15 protein-coding genes and 2 pseudogenes are annotated in these 18,117 nt (G+C 37.7%); 7 read left to right on the top strand and 10 right to left on the bottom strand.

Annotation, left to right across the window (positions count from 1 at the left end; all coding sequences use genetic code 11):
• Positions 1–80: 80 nt before the first annotated feature.
• A complete protein-coding gene (locus BUB96_RS08480) occupies positions 81–1,145 on the bottom strand; it encodes a TPM domain-containing protein (RefSeq protein ID WP_084137064.1) in 1,065 nt (354 codons plus the stop codon).
• Positions 1,146–2,171: 1,026 nt separating this feature from the next.
• On the opposite strand from BUB96_RS08480, the pseudogene treP reads away from it, so the two are divergent.
• Together treP and treC are read left to right on the top strand one after the other, a co-directional pair.
• Positions 2,172–3,687: pseudogene (gene treP, locus BUB96_RS08475) on the top strand (PTS system trehalose-specific EIIBC component).
• Positions 3,688–3,782: 95 nt separating this feature from the next.
• Complete coding sequence (treC, locus tag BUB96_RS08470; protein ID WP_073298452.1) at positions 3,783–5,456, top strand: alpha,alpha-phosphotrehalase; 1,674 nt, start codon at positions 3,783–3,785, stop codon at positions 5,454–5,456.
• A gap of 103 nt (positions 5,457–5,559) precedes the next feature.
• On the opposite strand, the gene BUB96_RS08465 is transcribed toward treC, so the two are convergent.
• Genes BUB96_RS08465 through pulA form a run of 3 tightly spaced genes read right to left on the bottom strand, consistent with a single transcriptional unit; the run spans position 5,560 to position 9,258 of the window.
• A complete protein-coding gene (locus BUB96_RS08465; RefSeq protein ID WP_073298440.1) occupies positions 5,560–6,426 on the bottom strand; it encodes a DUF4349 domain-containing protein in 867 nt (288 codons plus the stop codon).
• 24 nt (positions 6,427–6,450) lie between these two features.
• Positions 6,451–7,197: a trehalose operon repressor gene (gene treR / locus BUB96_RS08460; protein WP_234945833.1), complete on the bottom strand. Its 747-nt coding sequence runs from the start codon at positions 7,195–7,197 to the stop codon at positions 6,451–6,453.
• A gap of 51 nt (positions 7,198–7,248) precedes the next feature.
• Positions 7,249–9,258 (bottom strand): type I pullulanase, encoded by a 2,010-nt coding sequence (pulA, locus tag BUB96_RS08455; RefSeq protein ID WP_073298438.1) that lies wholly within the window; start codon positions 9,256–9,258, stop codon positions 7,249–7,251.
• Between the two features lie 204 nt (positions 9,259–9,462).
• Between pulA and BUB96_RS08450 the strand changes: the two genes are divergently transcribed.
• The 3 genes from BUB96_RS08450 (at position 9,463) to BUB96_RS08440 (ending at position 12,372) form a co-directional block, all read left to right on the top strand.
• On the top strand, positions 9,463–10,983 hold the full coding sequence (locus BUB96_RS08450; RefSeq protein ID WP_073298437.1) for a gluconokinase: 1,521 nt from the start codon (positions 9,463–9,465) through the stop codon (positions 10,981–10,983).
• Between the two features lie 15 nt (positions 10,984–10,998).
• Positions 10,999–11,550: a nucleotidyltransferase family protein gene (locus BUB96_RS08445; RefSeq protein ID WP_073298436.1), complete on the top strand. Its 552-nt coding sequence runs from the start codon at positions 10,999–11,001 to the stop codon at positions 11,548–11,550.
• A gap of 393 nt (positions 11,551–11,943) precedes the next feature.
• Positions 11,944–12,372: a pyridoxamine 5'-phosphate oxidase family protein gene (locus BUB96_RS08440; RefSeq protein WP_073298435.1), complete on the top strand. Its 429-nt coding sequence runs from the start codon at positions 11,944–11,946 to the stop codon at positions 12,370–12,372.
• A gap of 58 nt (positions 12,373–12,430) precedes the next feature.
• Here the strand turns inward: BUB96_RS08440 and BUB96_RS08435 are convergent, their stop codons facing one another.
• From BUB96_RS08435 to BUB96_RS08415, 4 genes are all read right to left on the bottom strand, one after another.
• Positions 12,431–12,907, bottom strand: coding sequence for a nucleoside deaminase (locus BUB96_RS08435; RefSeq protein WP_073298434.1), 477 nt, complete (start codon positions 12,905–12,907; stop codon positions 12,431–12,433).
• A 33-nt stretch (positions 12,908–12,940) separates the two neighbouring features.
• Positions 12,941–13,294, bottom strand: a complete 354-nt coding sequence (locus tag BUB96_RS08430; RefSeq protein ID WP_073298433.1) for a DUF898 family protein — start codon at positions 13,292–13,294, stop codon at positions 12,941–12,943.
• Positions 13,295–13,744: 450 nt separating this feature from the next.
• Positions 13,745–15,142 carry an ISLre2 family transposase gene (locus BUB96_RS08420; protein WP_073298431.1) on the bottom strand — a complete coding sequence of 466 codons (1,398 nt, stop codon included), beginning with the start codon at positions 15,140–15,142 and terminating at the stop codon, positions 13,745–13,747.
• 62 nt (positions 15,143–15,204) lie between these two features.
• A complete protein-coding gene (locus BUB96_RS08415; RefSeq protein ID WP_084137061.1) occupies positions 15,205–15,669 on the bottom strand; it encodes a histidine phosphatase family protein in 465 nt (154 codons plus the stop codon).
• 94 nt (positions 15,670–15,763) lie between these two features.
• On the opposite strand from BUB96_RS08415, the gene BUB96_RS08410 reads away from it, so the two are divergent.
• The gene (locus tag BUB96_RS08410) at positions 15,764–16,168 is read left to right on the top strand and encodes a MerR family transcriptional regulator (RefSeq protein WP_073298430.1); all 405 of its coding nucleotides are present in this window, start codon (positions 15,764–15,766) and stop codon (positions 16,166–16,168) included.
• A 51-nt stretch (positions 16,169–16,219) separates the two neighbouring features.
• Here BUB96_RS08410 and BUB96_RS08405 read toward each other — a convergent pair whose 3' ends face one another.
• The gene (locus BUB96_RS08405) at positions 16,220–16,588 is read right to left on the bottom strand and encodes a DUF956 family protein (RefSeq protein ID WP_073298429.1); all 369 of its coding nucleotides are present in this window, start codon (positions 16,586–16,588) and stop codon (positions 16,220–16,222) included.
• Positions 16,589–16,594: 6 nt separating this feature from the next.
• The gene (locus BUB96_RS08400) at positions 16,595–17,548 is read right to left on the bottom strand and encodes a PTS system mannose/fructose/sorbose family transporter subunit IID (RefSeq protein WP_073298428.1); all 954 of its coding nucleotides are present in this window, start codon (positions 17,546–17,548) and stop codon (positions 16,595–16,597) included.
• A 378-nt stretch (positions 17,549–17,926) separates the two neighbouring features.
• Here BUB96_RS08400 and BUB96_RS08395 point away from each other — a divergent pair.
• Positions 17,927–18,117: pseudogene (locus BUB96_RS08395) on the top strand (IS110 family transposase); the annotation flags it as partial.

Genomic DNA, 18,117 nt, shown 5'->3' with positions numbered 1-18,117 from the left:
TGATATGCTCCTCCTAAAATAGACACTTAAAAAAAGCTACCCTGATAAGATTATCCATCAGATGTAGCTTTTTATAGTCTTTAAAAATCAAAATCGTCAAGATCTTCTTTGTCTTCTTTATCCTTTTCAGGCTTTTCTTTTTCACTTTCTTTATCTGGTTTATTCAAAGCACTTCTCCACCAATTAAACAAGACAATCAAAATAACCGCTCCACCTATGACGAGAAGGACAGGAATCCATGGGCTCTTAGTCACTGTCATAATGCGATCCGCTGTATCTTTAAAGGCTTCGGAGAAATATTCTTCTTCAGTTACATCTTTTGGATAATAATAATCTAAGTAATCAAAAAGAATATTTTCTGCTTCAGAATCCATCAATACCTTTGCTTGAGAACCAGTCACTAAATGATAAGAATACTCATAATCATAAAAATCATAGTTTTCAAAATGAACGAGTAACAAATGGGCTTCATCTGTAAATAATTCATCATATAAGTCATTCGCGAAGGCATCAATTTCATCAGGAGTGGGGTTAGCCTCTCCATCAATATTATCCGTGATGTAGACGAAAGGTTGGATATTGGTTTCGTTATAAAAATGTTTTAATCCATCTTCTAACTCACCAGGATCTCTAATCCAATCGAGATTATCTTGATAATAATCAGTCTCATTGACTAAACCAGCATCGATAGGCTCTCTTTCAATCGTTGAAGAATTAACACGCACAGTTTCTATTACTGTACTGTGGTTGGATCCGGGAATACTACTCCAAGCAAAATTAAAAATGGATAAAAGAACGAGAATGAGGATGAGACTTGGCAAACATCCACAGCCACCTGTCCCACAGCCTCCACGTCTGTAAGGTCTTCTTCCATAACCATATCCACCACCATAACCCCAACCTCCAAAGAAAGGTCTGGGACCAAAGAAACCACCTGGGCGTCTATATCCGCCACCACCGCTTCCACCTGTTGTTCTTCTACCACTAGATGTATTACGACCACCTCGGCCTCGAGATGAACCACCGCCTAAACGACGTCCACCTCCACGGCTTCCGCCAAAAGAACGTCCGCCTCCACGACTTCCACCGAAGCTACCGCCTCCACGACCACCGCCGCCACCACCGCGACCACCGCCTCTAGCCATATAATCACTCCTCTTTTGTAAATCTATTATAAGTTTACCATAAGAAGCACTCATTCGGTAAATGAATTTGTTTTCGATTTTACATATTTTATGGCACAAGATATTCTATCCTCATTTATTTGGATCCAATTTTAGGAATTTCTAGCAGTTAAAAGCGAGTTAAATGCGACTAAGTAACTGATTCTTATTAGTACAGCGTTCTTGGTTAAAGAAAATCGAAATGTCTTGACGTGAGCAGCGTCTTAGTTAAAGAAAATCGAAATGTCTTGACGTGAGCAGCGTCTAGGTTAAAGATAATCAAAATAATTTAACGTGAGAAGTGTCTAGGTTAAAGATAATCGAAATAACTTAACGTGAGTAGCATCTAGGTTAAAGATAATCAAAATAACTTAACGTGAGAAGTGTCTAGGTTAAAGATAATTAAAATGTCTTAACGTGAGAAGTGTCTAGGTTAAAGATAATTAAAATGTCTTGACGTGAGCAGCGTCTAGGTTAAAGATAATCAAAATAACTTAACGTGAGAAGTGTCTAGGTTAAAGATAATCGAAATAACTTAACGTGAGTAGCATCTAGGTTAAAGATAATCAAAATAACTTAACGTGAGAAGTGTCTAGGTTAAAGATAATTAAAATGTCTTGACGTGAGCAGCGTCTAGGTTAAAGATAATCAAAATAACTTAACGTGAGAAGTGTCTAGGTTAAAGATAATTAAAATGTCTTGACGTGAGAAGCGTCTAGGTTAAAGAAAATCGAAATAACTTAACGCAAGCCCCGTCTTTGTTAAAGATAGCAACAATAATTTTAAAAGAAAGTTAAATCACTGTTTAAATAAAGAAAAATGTGCTTAAATGACTTTAGAATAGTGGGAACGCTACGTTTATTTTTCAAACTTAAAGAAAAATTCTTTTTACAAATAATATGAAACGCTTGCAAAAATTTAATAGAACAGTTATAGTTATTTTAATAAAACAACTTGTATGTACAAGTTGGGTATAAACATGCAAGTGAAAAATAAGGAGGAACAGAAATGGCTGATTTTACACAAGATGCACAGAAACTCTTGGAAGAAATTGGTGGTGCCGACAATATTGATGCAGTCTCTCATTGTGTAACTCGTATGCGTTTTGTATTAAAAGACGAAGATAAAGCGAACGTTAAAGCAATCGAAGATATCCCTTCAGTAAAAGGAACATTTACGCAATCCGGGCAATTTCAGGTGATTATAGGAAATCAGGTAGCGGACTTTTATAATGAATTTTCTGAAATATCGGGGGATAGAGGGCGTATCAAAAGATCAAACAAAAGAAGCCGCTAAATCGCACCAAAATTGGTTCCAAAGAGCTTCTTCTGTTATGGCAGAAATTTTTTCTCCCTTGATTCCAGCTATTATTGTTGGTGGGTTAATTTTAGGTTTTCGTAATATTTTAGAAGGTATTGAGCTTCAAGCATTAGGACAATTAGTTGTTGATGGCGCTCCCCAATTTACGTCAGCTGGGACTCCTATTTATAATACGATTGTAGATGTGAATCAATTCTGGGCAGGGGTGAATGATTTCTTATGGCTAATTGCTGAAGCGATTTTCCATTTCCTTCCAGTAGGAATTACGTGGTCAGTTACTAGAAAATTAGGAACAACTCAAATTTTAGGAATTGTCTTAGGAATTACCTTGGTTTCTCCACAGCTATTAAATGCTTATGGAGTCGCAGAGACAGCGGCCGCTGATATTCCACAATGGGATTTTGGTTTTTTCCAAGTAGATATGATTGGCTATCAAGCGCAAGTTATTCCAGCGATATTAGCTGCTTTAGTTTTAGTATATTTAGAAAAGTTTTTCCGTCGAGTCATTCCAGAATCTATTTCGATGATTTTTGTTCCACTATTTGCTTTAATTCCTACAGTTATTATTGCTCACGTAGTATTGGGTCCAATTGGTTGGCAACTCGGTCAGTGGATTTCTCAAGGGGTTATGGCCGGATTAACTAGTTCCTTTAACTGGTTATTTGGTGCAGTCTTTGGTGCTTTATATGGGCCATTGGTCATTACGGGGCTCCATCATATGACAAACGCGATAGATTTACAGTTAGTAGCGGATTATGGTGGAACCATTCTATGGCCAATGATTGCTTTATCCAATATTGCTGAAGGATCAGCAGTACTAGCTATTTGGTGGATGCATCGTGGGAATAAAAAAGAAGAACAAGTTTCTTTCCCTTCCATGATATCTGCATATTTAGGTGTTACAGAGCCAGCAATGTTTGGTATTAATATTAAATATATGTATCCATTTATTGCCGGGATGATTGGCTCAGGAATTGCTGGAATGTTTTCTGTAGCTACAGGCGTTACAGCCAATTCAATCGGTGTTGGAGGTTTGCCAGGAATCTTAAGTATTCAAACAGATTCCATGTTAATGTTCGCGATTGCTATGGTCATTGCGATAGTGGTCCCGTTTGTCGCAACCGCCTTTTTTGAAAAACAAGGTATTTTTGCTCAAGCAGAGGGCACAGTTGATGAAGATACCCCAATGATTGGTGATTTATAGAAGTGAAAACTATTTTGAGTGGTTGAGATCATTCAACCACTCTTTTTGAAATAAATTAAATATGAAAAGTAAGAATTTTTAAATAGATGAGGAGAATAACGTTGGACTTTCGAAGGAGTGTCATTTATCAAGCATACATTAAATCATTTAATGATACCGATGGAAATGGAATAGGAGATCTTAAAGGAATTACGGAAAAAATTCCCTATCTTCATAAATTGGGGGTAGACATTGTATGGATTAATCCTTTTTATCCATCTCCGCAAAATGATAATGGCTATGATATTGCAGATTATAATAATATTGATCCTCTTTTTGGAACAATGGATGACTTTGAAGAACTGGTTAGGGTAGGAGAGGAACATGATATTGGTATAATGATGGATTTGGTCATTAACCATACATCCACTGAACATGAATGGTTTCAAAAAGCGCTAGCCGGTGACAAGAAATATCAAGATTACTATATCTTACGAGATCCAGTTGAAGGGCAAGATTTTCCGACAAATTGGGTCTCGAAATTTGGAGGCTCTGCTTGGGAACCATTTGGCGATACAGGGAAGTTTTATTTAAGTTTATTTGATCCTACCCAAGCCGATTTAAACTGGCGTAACCCAGAAGTTCGTAAAGAAGCAGCTGAGATTGTAAATTTCTGGATGGATAAGGGAATTAAAGGGTTTCGCTTAGATGTGATTAATTTAATTGGAAAAGACGAGAAGTTGGTCAACTCCGTTGGTGATATTGATCAAGAAAAATCTTTATATACAGATAAGCCGATTGTGCATGACTATTTACGTGAATTAAATCATCAAAGTTTTGGAAAAGATCCAGATTTTATAACCGTGGGTGAAATGAGTTCGACTTCCATTGAAAGTTGTATAGCCTATACCCAACCAGAAAATGATGAACTAAATATGGCCTTTAACTTTCATCACTTAAAAGTGGATTATCCCAATAAAGAAAAATGGACCAAAGCACCTTTTGATTTTTTAGAACTTAAAAAAATTATCAATGATTGGCAATTGGGACTGAGTGAAAACGGGGGTTGGAATGCTTTGTTTTGGAATAACCATGACCAGCCACGGGCACTAACTCGTTTTGGGGATGATCAGAAGTATCGAGAAAAATCAGCTACGAATCAGGGGCATGTCTTGCATTTTTTACATGGCACTCCTTTTATTTATCAAGGTGAGGAAATCGGAATGACCGACCCTTATTTTACCAAAATGGATCAGTACCAAGATATCGAAAGTCATAATGCTTACTATAATCTAAAAGAAAAAGGAAAAACACACAAAGAAGCATTAGAAATTATCCAAGCAAAATCTCGTGATAACAGTCGAACGCCGATGCAATGGAATGATGAAGAACACGGTGGATTTACAAAAGGGACACCTTGGATTCAAGTAGCCGATAATTATAAAGAAATTAACGTCGAAAATGAATTAAAAGATGGCGAGATTTTTAAATATTATCAAAAATTAATTCAGTTGCGTAAGAAAATGAAAATTATCCAAGAAGGTTCCTATGCACCCATGTTTCTAAAACACGAACAAGTATGGGCTTATCGTCGGCGCTATGAAAATCAGGAATTAATTACTTTTAGTAATTTCTATGGCGAACCGATCACTCTAGATCTGTCATCAAAAGTAGAAGAAGGGGCTTGGGAATATTTACTGGGGAATTATGGGGCGAAAGCATTCAGTAAAACGTTGGAACTCGCGCCTTATGAAGCCGTAAGTTTTATTCAAATAGCGGATGAATCGTAGCTTCAAGCAAATAATTTAATTTTTAGGCTCACTTGCCAAGCAAATTGCATCATGCTGACAAGTGAGCCTATTTTTTTAATAATAATTTTTTAATCATTTAGCCTTAACGACGAATCCGGCGCCAAACGAAATAAACGAGAATTCCCACAACCACAAGAATCACAAGGTAAGGGAAAAGATAAACCAAGTTAATCAATACTTGTTGCATCACATGGACAAACCGATAAAAAGAGTCACCAAAGGCATTGACCAATCGATTCCAAAAACCACTCACATCTCGATCACTTGCTCGATCCGTTTGCTGAATACTGAGGTAAATGGTCGAAAAGTCAATTTGCTCTTCATAATTTTGATTCTCATCTTCGTAAATTTCCCGTTCCGAAATGACTTCAGAAAGTCGTGTCCGAATTTGGAGGATCTCTTCTAACGATCCCTGTTCTTGCAACATATCCCTCAAAGCGGTTTCTTCTTCTTTCAGCACATTAATTCGTGTTTCATTATCACGATAAGCTTTTGTAACATCTGAGCGTCCAATTTCTTGAGATTGAGCGTATAAAGATTCATAATTATCCAAACGTTCGATAAAAGCATCCAGCTGGTCTTGGGGCAGCCGAATGGTCAACTGGATAAATTCGCCATTTTCTTGGCCATATTTTGTATTTGTTGTTTGGCTGGAATGTTCTATTTGAGCTTGGAATTCATCCATTTGTTTGTGGACAAAGTTGACGGCTTCATCGAATGCAATCGTTTCATAAGTTAAGGAAGCAGTCCGGATAATTTTATCGCCTAAATCTAGATCAGCATTTTTTGCATCTTCTACGCTTGCTTCATCTTCGCTCACAAATTCTTCCGTTGTCATATTTTCGCTGTTCATATCCATAGGGGCAGTTCGCTCTTGCGAGGAACAGGCGGTAATCAAGAAAAGAAAGGGTAAAAAGAGGGTAAAAATTAGTGTCTGTCTGTTATTCATTCGATTCACTCTCCTTATCTGGGGCTATCTAAAGCCATCGTGTTCACTTAGGGTATGTTTTCTGCGAGAAAAATCAATAAAGCGGAAACGGTCTACCCGATGACGTGATTCAGAAAACTGGAAATTTCGCGCATCTTCTAAATAAACTGCACTTCGTATGACCACCAAATGATTATCCTCATCTCGTAAATCCAGATTTGCACGGTCTTTATCCGTAACACTTTCAACGGAAATTTCTTTATTCGCAAAAGCGATGGGAAGTTGCAAATCATTTTCTAAATAGTCATATAAAGAATCCTCTAAGCGTTCTTTTGGAATATCGCCTGTTATTTTTGGATCTAAATAATCTGTGTCGAAAATAACTTTTTGTTCATCAATCTTTCGAATGCGTTCCGTCAGAATCAGATCTGAACCAAGTGACCAAGGTACCTTTTTTTGTAGTTGTCCATCAACTGTCACTCGTTGATTGGAAAGTAAAATGGTTTGAGCGTCCATCTGTTGCGCATCCGCTAACTCTTTGAAACTGGTTAAGCCAGAAATTGGAAAATTAAATAATTGAGCATCTAAAACAATGGAGCCTTTTCCTTGTTTCTTTTGAATGAGCCCATCTTGACTCAAATAATCTAAAGCTTTCCGAATAGTTTCGCGAGAGACGTCATATTCTTTAGCTAACGTATTTTCACTAGGAAGAAGTTCTGCTTTTTTGTAAATGCCTTCTGTGATTTTTTGCTTTAAGCGTAGATAAATTTCATAATATTTATTTTGAATCAAAAAAATACCTCCTGCATAATCATCCATAGTCTAAACAGCTTACAGAGAAATTTAATGATTATCTATTGCTAAAATATATACTTCTCTCGGATTTAAAATAATGGAAGAGCTTGAAATGTTTCCCAAACCTTCAATCGCCGCTTCTTGATTATTTGCTAAAATTCTCCATGTTTGGATGTTTTCATTTTTATCCTTAGGTAAATCAAGCATATAAGGATGTTTACTGGTGTTGGCGGCAATGAATAAACTTTTCCATGTGCCTTGAGTATCGAAAACATTGGGAATGGAATAAGCTAATATATTCTCTGGTAAATAGTTAAAATAAATCATCGAAGCTGTTTGCTTGGTTGCATCTCTTAAAGGTGCATAGGCTTTTCGAATAGCAATCATATTTTTATAGTAATGAACCAAGTCCTGATACTCGCGCGCTCGCGCCCAATCTAAACGGTTAATCGCCAGGGAAGCATTGTAACTATTGGGGTTTCCATATTTAGTACGGGCAAACTCTTCACCGGCTTGGAAGAAAATTCCGCCTTGTGAAGTGAATAAAATGGCTGCATTTATTTTATTCATTTCAATAATTTCTTCATGTCGCATTTGAGTCGTGGGGCTATCTGTCGAGAGTACTAATTTATCGTATAAAGTTAAATTATCATGCGCCGAACTATAATTAATCACTTCGGTAGGCGTACGTGCCCAAGCTTTATGCTCTGGAAGATGATATTCTCCCGCATCTCTTTGAGTATTGGCCATAATCGCAGCAACTAAATCGATATTTGAAAAGTCGCTGACTCGTTCGATATTCGCTCCTTGCAAGAAAGCACCATGGTATTCAGTGAAGACATCCCCTTTAATCGAATCCCGAAATTCAGCATTAAATAGAGCAATGCGGTCGGAAAAGTCGTGTACATTATTGCGACCTGCTGGTTTATAAGGTTCTTTTAAGGCCAATTCGCCACCTGCCCAAGGTTCACCATATAAAATGACGTGTTCATAGCCTCGCTGATCTAAACGATCTCGAATAAGATTCATCGTTTCTGTATCATGAACACCCATCAAATCAAAACGGAAGCCATCAATATGATATTCTTCCACCCAGTAAAGAATGGAATCAATCATATATTTGCGCATCATGGTTCGCTCACTGGCTGTTTCATTTCCAACACCGGATCCGTTTGAAAAATTTCCGTGTGCATCTTGACGATAATAATAATTGGGTACTGTGAATTGGAACCAAGAATCTTCTGTTTTATAGGTATGGTTATAGACGACATCCATGACAACACCAATATGATGTTTATGCAAACTTTGAACCATTTGTTTGAATTCTTTGATGCGTACTTTGGGATCACGGGGGTTGGTCGCATATTTTCCTTCAGGGACATTATAGTTTTTAGGGTCATAGCCCCAGTTATATTGTAAGGTTTCTTCCTCATTATCAAAATCAAATACAGGAAGAAGGTGCACATAATTTACGCCAAGTTGAGATAAATAATTAATCCCTGTAGGAAATTCACCGGACTGATATAATGTGGTGTTCTCTTCAGTAAAAGCTAGATATTTTCCTTGATGTTTTGAGGAAATTCCAGAAGAACCATCTCCCGAAAAATCTTCCATATGAACTTCCCAAATGACGGCATCTGTAATATGTTCTTGCATGACATGTTGGTCATTTTCCCAATCTTTAGGATTCGTCTCTTCTAAATCAATAATGGCTGTGCGATCGCCATTTAATCCAACCGCTTTAGAATATAAATCAGGAGCTTCTGTAACGACGCTTTCATGTTCAAATTCATACGTATAAAATAAACCATCTAAGTCTTCTTTAAGAGAAAGGATCCAAACGTTATCTTGAAGCGCCATAGGTACTTTTTTAATGAGTGTTTCTTCATTTAATATTCCTGTTTGATAAAGCTTCAAATAAACCTTCTTAGCAAGAGGCGACCAGACTTTAAATGTATAAACCCCTTTAGAAAAGCTCATTCCTAAATCCGAATTTGTGTAAGTGTGTTGTTCTAAATAATCAATTTTTCTTTGTGTTGTCTGTAGTTGTTCTAACATAGTAGACGACCGATCCTTTTCATTTATTGTTTTGATTATAGCATAATCAATAGGGGATAGATAGCGGGCAAATGAGTTTTAAAGCGCTATTATACGTCGTGTTTGCGAAGCGAAAAATCTAGATGAAAGGAAACAATTAAATCCTATCCGTCATTTTTGGTACAATAAAATAGAGAAACCAAGAAGGAACTGGAGCGTGGAACTGTGGAAAAATACATGTTAGGGATAGATATTGGAACGACCAACATTAAAGCGGCTTTATATACTTTTTCTGGGGAAGAATGCTTTGTAAAATCGGCGACGTATTCTTTACATACCGATGAATTTGGGGCGGCTACCCAATCTGCTGATGAAATTAAAGAGAAAACGTTTCAAGTTATCCGGGCAAGCACTGCTGAATGCGCAAAAAGTGGCTGGGAAATTTCATTCATTTCATTTAGTGCAGCTATGCATAGCTTATTGGCTGTAGACACCAAGGGAGAACCAATTTCTCCTGTTTTCACTTGGGGGGACCGTCAAGCTGAACCTTATTTAAAGGATTTAAAAAACAAAACCAATCCCTCTCTCTATCACAGAACTGGGACACCTCTCCATCCAATGTCTCCTTTTGTGAAGCTATATGGGCTTAAAAGATCTTCCCATGAAATGATGCAAAAAGCGGACAAATTTATCGGAGTGAAAACATTTCTCTTGTACCAGTTATTTGGCGTGTACGTGACCGACTACTCCCTAGCTAATGCTACCGGCTTATTTAATATGCATACCTTGTCTTGGGATAAAGAAGCCTTAGAGATTCTCGATATTTCCGAAAATAAGCTTCCCAATTTAGTTCCAACGACAGAAGTGCTTCGTGGAATGAAGAAAGAAGTAGCTTTAACCTTAGGCTTAGATCCGAAGATACCCGTTGTGATCGGCGCAAGTGATGGCTGTCTAGCAAACCTAGGCGTCAATGCGATAGGTCAAGGACAAGTGGCTCTCTCTATCGGAACAAGTGGGGCGATTCGTACAGTAACGGATCGACCACTTACGGATAAGGATGAACGCACTTTTTGTTATGCATTAACGGAAGATCTTTGGGTCATTGGAGGACCGGTCAACAATGGGGGAGTGGTTATGGATTGGGCGATGAACCGATTTGTAGAATCAACGGACTCTGATGGTGTAATGGATTCAGAAAAAAATCCTTATGATCAAATGATGGATCAAATAGCCTCGGTTCAACCCGGCGCCGATCAATTGTTTTTCCATCCTTACTTAGTGGGCGAACGGTCTCCTATTTGGCGACCGAATGCGAAAGGGAGTTTCTTTGGTTTAGATATTCATCATCAAAACCAACATCTTTTGCGTGCCGTATTGGAAGGCATCAATATGAATCTATATGCAGTATACACCGCTATTTCAGAAGTGATTGGTGCGGATGCCCAAGAGATTTTAGTTACAGGAGGCTTTACGCAATCAGACACTTGGCTCCAAATGATTGCTGATATCTTTGGTATGGATCTTGTCGTTACGGAAGTTTCCGAAAATGCGTGTTTAGGCGCAACTATTTTAGGCTTGTATGCTCTTGGAGAAATCAAAGATTTCTCTGAACTTAACCTTATGATTCCAATGGAAAGACGAATTAAATCCAACGAATCTGACTATCAATTCTATCAACGTCATTTTGAAAAGTATCAGCAGTTGAGTGAATATTATCTGAAAATGTTTGATGTGTTGGATGAATAGGAGACAATAAAGATAATGAATCATACTCAAAAATTAAAAGAAGTGATTAAAAATGACGAATATATCCTGACTTCTTTAAAAGCTGTGGAAAAGTTAGGGTTAGAGGATGCATGGATATGCGCAGGGCTGATTCGAAATAAAGTTTGGGATCTATTAGCTGATGTAACCACGCCAATCAACGATATTGATGTCATCTACTTTGATTCTTCAGATACTTCATGGGCGGCAGAAGAATCTCTCGAAAAAAAATTACAGATTTTGCGTCCAAACCGACCGTGGTCCGTTAAAAATCAAGCACGAATGCATCAGAAAAATGATTTTGATCCTTTTAATTCATCTTACGATGGGATTGCACATTTTCCGGAAACGCCAACTGCTGTAGCTGCACGGATATATAAGGGAGAACTGGAGATTATGGCGCCCTACGGCTTAGACGACTTATTTGAAATGAAAGTAAAACCTACCCCATTTTATCAAAAGGATAGTGGTTATTATTCTGTTTATGTTGAACGGATGACGAATAAGAAGTGGGATGAAACATGGGGAAATTTAATGATTGGGCGATAAATAAAGGATAAAATTTTTCTCAAAAAAGCTAATATGAAAAACAGAGAACTTCAAAGTGGAGCTCGCGTGCCGGCCCTCCGCTCCGCACTCGAGCTCGCTTCGCTCACGTGCGGGCAACCTTCTCCGCGTGTGAGCTCCCCTTTTTTTATGGAGCTCGCGTGCCGACGCTCAGCCCCGCGTTCGAGCTCACCTCGCTCACGTGCGGGGAATCTCCTCCGCACGCGAGCACCTATTTTAGAGACCTATTCCACCAACTCATTCACTTTCAAGGGAAAATGAATAGTGATAAGGTCAGTTTGAAAATAAACAAGCTTTATTTAAATTTTAAAGAACATCTGTTATACTATACTAAAGTTTATGAAATAAATCACAAGGAAGAAGGGAGGAAAGTAAATGAAAATCGAAGACATTATGAAAATATTAGAAGAAGACATGAAAGTAGCCGTAATCTCCTCTATCGATGAAAATAATAACCCACATGCTCGTCATATACATATCGGTGTAGCCAATGATGAGGGCGTCTTTTTCATGACGAACCCTAAAACAGATTTTTATAAACAAATTAAGAATAATCCCAATATCGCGATTACCGCTCTTCGTGAAGAGACCTATTTAATTCAAGTCATTCGCATCACTGGAAAAGTTCGTGAAATTGGGAAAGAGAGATTAGAAGATTTATTAGAAGGAAATCCTTATGTCGAGCAAGTCTATCCAGAAGAGAGCGACCGTCAAGGGGTCCAAGTCTTTCAACTTTATGAAGGTGAAGGCTTTTACCATAGTATGTCACAAGGCCATAAATATACCTTTAAGATTGGTCAATAAAATTATAAAAATACAAAAACTCACCCAAATTCATCTAGAATAGGTGAGTTTTTGAATGTCATCGTTGATTTGCTTTTACATGTAATTGACGGATCACTTCAGCAAGTTCGTCATCAGGACCATCGACTTCTGTCTCATGAATCACTTCTTGAATCGGAAGAGGTTTAACTGGAGAAGGCTCAACATCCATTTCTTTTTGCCACTCCACTAATTGAGCAGAAGAACTAGCATAGACAATTCGACCTAAACCGACCCAACCATGAGCAGCTGAACACATTGGATAATGTTCACCCGATGTATAGACCGTTGCTTTGGCTCTTTCATCAGGAGCCAAGTGATTAGCTGCCCAGCGAGCAATCGCAAACTCAGGGTGTTGCGTGTGGTCACCTCCAGAAACATGATTATGATCTTCAAATAATATTTCGCCATTTTCAGAAACCAACACGGAACCAAAAGGCTGATCACCTTTCTCAATCGCCGTCTTAGCAAGCTCCACACATCGTTTTAAATATCGCCTGTCTTGTTTACTTATCATGACTAAACACTCCTTAATGAATTTTTCCCCAAATTAGAAATCATAAAATTCATCGACCAGAAAAGTGTGACGAGCTTTCCAGTCTAATAATTTAATATGTACCCAAAATCCATAAATACCTAAAGTAATAAGAGTTAAAAACCACCATTTAATCCATTGTCCAAAAAGTCTCCAACCCGTTCCCACAAATTCCAAACGTTTCCCATCAATGACGGTATGGTTAATTTCCCAACGATACATATTTACAATTGCCCAAGGAGCTGCTAAACCAAAGGTAAAAATAGTTAAAATGGCTCCAAAAATAACTCGCCCAACATAGCTCGGTAAACCACCGTCGAAATACGAATTTTGAGGGTTTACTGACCTTGTATAGTTTCTTCTATTCATAGAACACTTCCTTCCTTATTAAAAATAAACTTGCTATTTTATCTATTCTATCATTTTTTAAACCTGTTTGGAATTTCCAGAGCAACCCCCTTACTAAAATAAAAAAACTTCGAGAAAGTATCGAATGATACAATCTCGAAGTAAAGTTAATAAACTGCTTAAATCTCAAGTTCGCTAAAATCATGCTCGATAATCTCTTGTAAGACAAATACATCATCTTTGAAATGATAATGGAAGATGGAACAGTTTTGAATACGACCTTTTCGTCTTACATCACTATATTCTAACCAAGATCTATAAAATTGTGCAATGGCCGCACCATGAGGTATGTGTCAATATTTCCTCGGAAACTTATTTTTTAAAAAACAAGACCTTATTCACTTTTAATTCATTCTCCTTTCCCATGTATTCATTCGCTCCTAGAGCGAATGAATACATGGGAAAGGCTCATCATCTAAATATCTCTGCTAATCGTCCCATAGGACTAGAAGTGGAGCCATAGTTAGCGATTCTTCCTGAAACAGCTCCTTGCGAAGGCTGAACTTGTCCTTTTTTCAAAGCGTTACGTACAGCAGATCTAAATTGATCGGTTACTTCCTCTTTAAATGCTGGGAGTTCGGTCGTTAAGATCTCTAAAAATGTCCCATTTCGACGGGCTGAAATCACAGCTGCAAGGTTTCCGGCACCTTTTTTAGTAAACCCACGCCCTTGGTGTTTCATACGATAACTAAAGGGGCGATGATTACTTTCACAAACACCTAAGCCCTTTTGGACAGGTAAACCTCTCATTTTTAGCGGTTTGATACTGTTCCAATTGCGCTGAATATACTTCTCCAACTTATAAACATTTTCAATGGAAGCTGCTTCTTTTTCGTCAGCCTCTATTCGTGATAAGGTCGTATGTAAAATCGCGTCAATCTGACTCTGATCGTACGAACGAACCGCTTGAATCATTAAATTGGCCATCTTTTTATCAAAACTTAGTCGTTCTTTAATCTTTCTGTTTACGTGGTAAGTATCTCGAAAGTGCTCATGTCGCTTCGTTTGGCCAATAATCGCATCAAATTTATCCTTTTCGTAACCACTCCCACCATCACTATTTGAAATGACGATTGTATCCCTTAAATCATATTCCTTCTCAAGCCATTTTCCAGCCCGTTCAAAAGCCTTACGGCTAGACTCTGTACTTTCAAATAGTAAAGGATTTTTTAATTCAGGACGCTTACGGTTCATGATGACCCCTTCGTGGATCTGTACACGATGCAATTCAGGGCGCTTTTCTTTAGAACCTTTCAGTAATAACCCATCACCTTCAATAAATAACACGGGGACTTTCTTTTTGTCTCTGAGTAGCTTTTCGTCGTGGAGGGGTGCCTCGTCTGTCCAGTTTTGAATCGTTTCTCCAATTCTTTGAGTCATTGAATGAATGGCTCCATGACTGATCGATAAAGGAGTCAATAATTCAATCGCATCTGAAGCCTTTCGATAAACCGAATCTGAAGCTAAACTGACAGCTTTCATTTCCACCAACGGTGAGTATCGTTTATGTTTTTCCAAACCAATCGCTAGATCTAAAGGAACAACACTCTTTTCACCTTTTTTTCGCATACGTCGTCTTTTTAATACAACAGGTCCAAAACTAAATTGAACGGTTCGCTCCTCAATTCGATCAATCTCAAAGCCTTTTTCTTTATACTCCAAGATTAATTCTAAGTCTATCCGTTCTAAAGCTTTGGAAAATAATTGACTAAGAACCTCCGTAAAATAGGTTTCTATTACCATTTCAATGCCAATAAGTGACTGGTTGTTATTTATAATCTCTACAATTTCTGATATAATATTATCCATAAGAAGACCTCATTCTGATTTTGTCGTGATTTTAGAATAAAGGTCTTCTTTCTTTTTGTCTACTAATCTTTATTTGTCTTTCCGAGAAACATTATACACATAGCACCATGAGAAACCATTAATATATTTTCGCCATCGGATTCTTCGGCCAATTGAGTAATCGTTGTATTTATACGGTGCTGAAAGTCAAATTCGTCTTCACCACCGAATTGTACAAAGAAATCTCTATAAGGGAGGGGTGGATTTAGATGCTCACCTTCAGCTTCTAAATCACCAAAGTTCCACTCTCTTAATCCTTTGATCCGTTTGTAAGGAACATCTGCAATCAATTCAAGGGTATCACTGGCTCTCTCTGAGGTAGAACTATAAGCATCGTCGAATTTTAAATTTAAATCTAAAACATGCTTCCCAGCAATGGCTGCCTGTTTAATCCCAACTTCTGTTAAAGGAGAATCACTAAAACCTTGGATTTTCTTTTGCTTATTAAATAAAGTTTGTCCATGTCGAATAAGGTAAACTGATTTCATTTTATTCCTCCTTGTAAATTTTAAACCCATTAACTATACTATTAGTGTAAAGCATGGGGGTAACTACCGGTCAAGAAAAAAGGGGATAATATAAATGCTACAGACAGAAAAATACCAAATGAAAGAAGTTTGTGATGAAGTTGGAATCACTTATGAGACGTTAAAGTATTATTGCAATGAAGGCCTTGTTCCCAATCATAAAAGAGATAAGAACAATTATCGTATCTTTGATGATTTAGATGTGGACTGGATAAAAGGTCTGACTAAGTTAAGAGAATGTGGCATGAGCATCAAAGATATGAAAAAATATATGGAGCTTTGTTATAAAGGGGAAGCTTCCATTAACGAAAGAAAAGAGATGTTAGAAGACACTCGAAAGAAATTAGAATGTGAGATTACCCGAGTTAAAGAATCGCTTCTTTTCATTGATAATAAGCAAGCTTATTATGATAGCGTGCTCGCTGGAGAAACTGAATTGACCTCTAATTTAACAAAATAAAATCCCAATTAATAAAAATAGAGCTTAGGCTTTTAACCTAAACTCTATCTTTTATTCTTTTCTTTTTTTGAAAACTTGGGTAAGGTTACTTGGATTTCGAACAAATTGATCCCGACTTAAATGTTTTCTCATGTTGCGCAAGGCTTCTTTAGCATCACTTACGATAAATTCGAAATTTTGATTTTCATCAGTTTCAATAAAAAATCCCCGTACGTACCGCCCTTTAAAAAACATTTGAACGCGAATTTCTGTGATAGAAGACCAAGGAATTTGAACATATCCTGGACTTTTTTCTGAACGGAACTCTAGCCCTTGATCTCCAATTAAAAGAATCCCTGATTGCGGAGATAGGGGATTGAGTTTTGAATTTGCTCTTGTCATAAATTCTATTTCATTATTTAACATACTCTCGTCATTCATGACCGTTTAACCCATAATTCCTAGTGCATACATCACAATACCTAAACCAAAAATAGCAAAGATTAATGTAATAGCACTCACGTTTTTATTCTTCATAAGATACATGGCGACTAAAGTTAAAATAAGGGGCATTAAGCCAGGCAGTAATTCATTAAAGATATCCCCTAACGTTTGAGCAGTGGTTTCATAAAGATTACCGCCTCCGGTCAATTGGGAAACCACTTCTCGAAGCTTATCCGCTGTTAGTATATTATTGTTAGCCATCTCGGCAAGCCCCTCAAAATCTACAATAGTATCTGCGTCATTTTGAAGCTCTGAAATCACGACGGGGAAGTTCATTTCCGTCCATCGGGGAACCAAAACACCCATAACGAACATTCCCAGAATAGAAGCACCAGTTGTTAGCTTTCTTAAGATACCTCCGCCAAGTTCTTTCGTAATTTCTGAACCGGAGACATAACCAAGTTCTTGGGTGTACCATGTGAAGAGGATACGGATTACATTCCAAATTAAGAAGAATAATAGCGGACCAAGTGCACTTCCCGTTAATGCCAGAGAAGCGGCAAAGGCACCGATAACTGGTCTTAAAGTTCCCCAAAAGATTGGATCTCCGACACCTGCTAAGGGTCCCATCATTCCTACTTTAACCCCTTGGATGGCCATATCGTCAATTTCAGCGCCATTTGCTTTTTCTTCTTCTAAAGCAAGGACAACTCCGACGATAGGAGCATGGACATAAGGGTGAGTGTTTACAAATTCTAAATGTCGTTTTAAAGCGTCTCTACGGTCTTCTTTGGATGAATAAAGCTTTCGAATTATAGGAGCTAGCGTATAAGCAAAGCCCACGTTATGCATTCTTTCATAGTTCCAGTTGGCTTGAACAAAAGTTAATCTCCAAGAAACGTTCATTCGATCTCGTTTCGAGATACTAACTCTTTTTTTCTCATCTTGTTCACTCATCGTTATCCTCCTTGTAATATATAGTTAAAGATCTTTTAAGTTCATGGGAGAGATCTTTTAAACCCGAATATTAATAGTTTTACTTGGTTATTGTGAAATATTCCTGAATAATTAGTCTAGGAAGGGACTACGGGAAAACACTATTCCTCCTTGTAGCTTGACTACGATGTTAAGTCTGTGACCCGACCCATGCCCTCAAACAACCAACTCACTAGCTGTTTCCACTTCTTTCCTACGGAATGTGTAGTAGTTCATTCCGGCGGCTTTGGAAAAAGTGATTAAATTCGATTAGGCAAGGGTGTTGTGGGGCATGGCGTTCAGGGATATCCCACAGTAACCAAGGTTTTTCCAAATAATGAATGAAAGGAGGTTCCTTCCATGAAATTAATTGTAGGTTTAGACGTTAGCTCAACAGAATTGGATGTTTGCTTTTTGACAGATGATGATAATTTCCCTGTGCTGAAGGAAGCTAGTTTTGAAAATGATCAAATTAGTGCCACCCAAATCAAAAATTTTATTCTGCATTATGTGGAAGAGCTGAACATCGATCAAATTGTCATTGGGATGGA

Origin of the sequence: Atopostipes suicloacalis DSM 15692, from assembly GCF_900129085.1 — a bacterium.
Classification (GTDB): domain Bacteria; phylum Bacillota; class Bacilli; order Lactobacillales; family Carnobacteriaceae_A; genus Atopostipes; species Atopostipes suicloacalis.
The sequence above is the reverse complement of the archived record's forward strand: the minus strand, read 5'-3'. Positions and strand labels throughout refer to the sequence as shown.

Bases quoted from the DNA above. Each gene is read 5' to 3' on its own strand.
- pulA (WP_073298438.1), bottom strand. From the start codon at position 9,258: ATGTTAGAACAACTACAGACAACACAAAGAAAAATTGATTATTTAGAA.
- BUB96_RS08430 (WP_073298433.1), bottom strand. From the start codon at position 13,294: ATGAATAGAAGAAACTATACAAGGTCAGTAAACCCTCAAAATTCGTAT.
- BUB96_RS08420 (WP_073298431.1), bottom strand. From the start codon at position 15,142: ATGGATAATATTATATCAGAAATTGTAGAGATTATAAATAACAACCAG.
- BUB96_RS08410 (WP_073298430.1), top strand. From the start codon at position 15,764: ATGCTACAGACAGAAAAATACCAAATGAAAGAAGTTTGTGATGAAGTT.
- BUB96_RS08435 (WP_073298434.1), bottom strand. From the start codon at position 12,907: ATGATAAGTAAACAAGACAGGCGATATTTAAAACGATGTGTGGAGCTT.
- BUB96_RS08480 (WP_084137064.1), bottom strand. From the start codon at position 1,145: ATGGCTAGAGGCGGTGGTCGCGGTGGTGGCGGCGGTGGTCGTGGAGGC.
- BUB96_RS08405 (WP_073298429.1), bottom strand. From the start codon at position 16,588: ATGAATGACGAGAGTATGTTAAATAATGAAATAGAATTTATGACAAGA.
- BUB96_RS08445 (WP_073298436.1), top strand. From the start codon at position 10,999: ATGAATCATACTCAAAAATTAAAAGAAGTGATTAAAAATGACGAATAT.
- BUB96_RS08400 (WP_073298428.1), bottom strand. From the start codon at position 17,548: ATGAGTGAACAAGATGAGAAAAAAAGAGTTAGTATCTCGAAACGAGAT.
- BUB96_RS08440 (WP_073298435.1), top strand. From the start codon at position 11,944: ATGAAAATCGAAGACATTATGAAAATATTAGAAGAAGACATGAAAGTA.
- BUB96_RS08465 (WP_073298440.1), bottom strand. From the start codon at position 6,426: ATGAATAACAGACAGACACTAATTTTTACCCTCTTTTTACCCTTTCTT.
- BUB96_RS08415 (WP_084137061.1), bottom strand. From the start codon at position 15,669: ATGAAATCAGTTTACCTTATTCGACATGGACAAACTTTATTTAATAAG.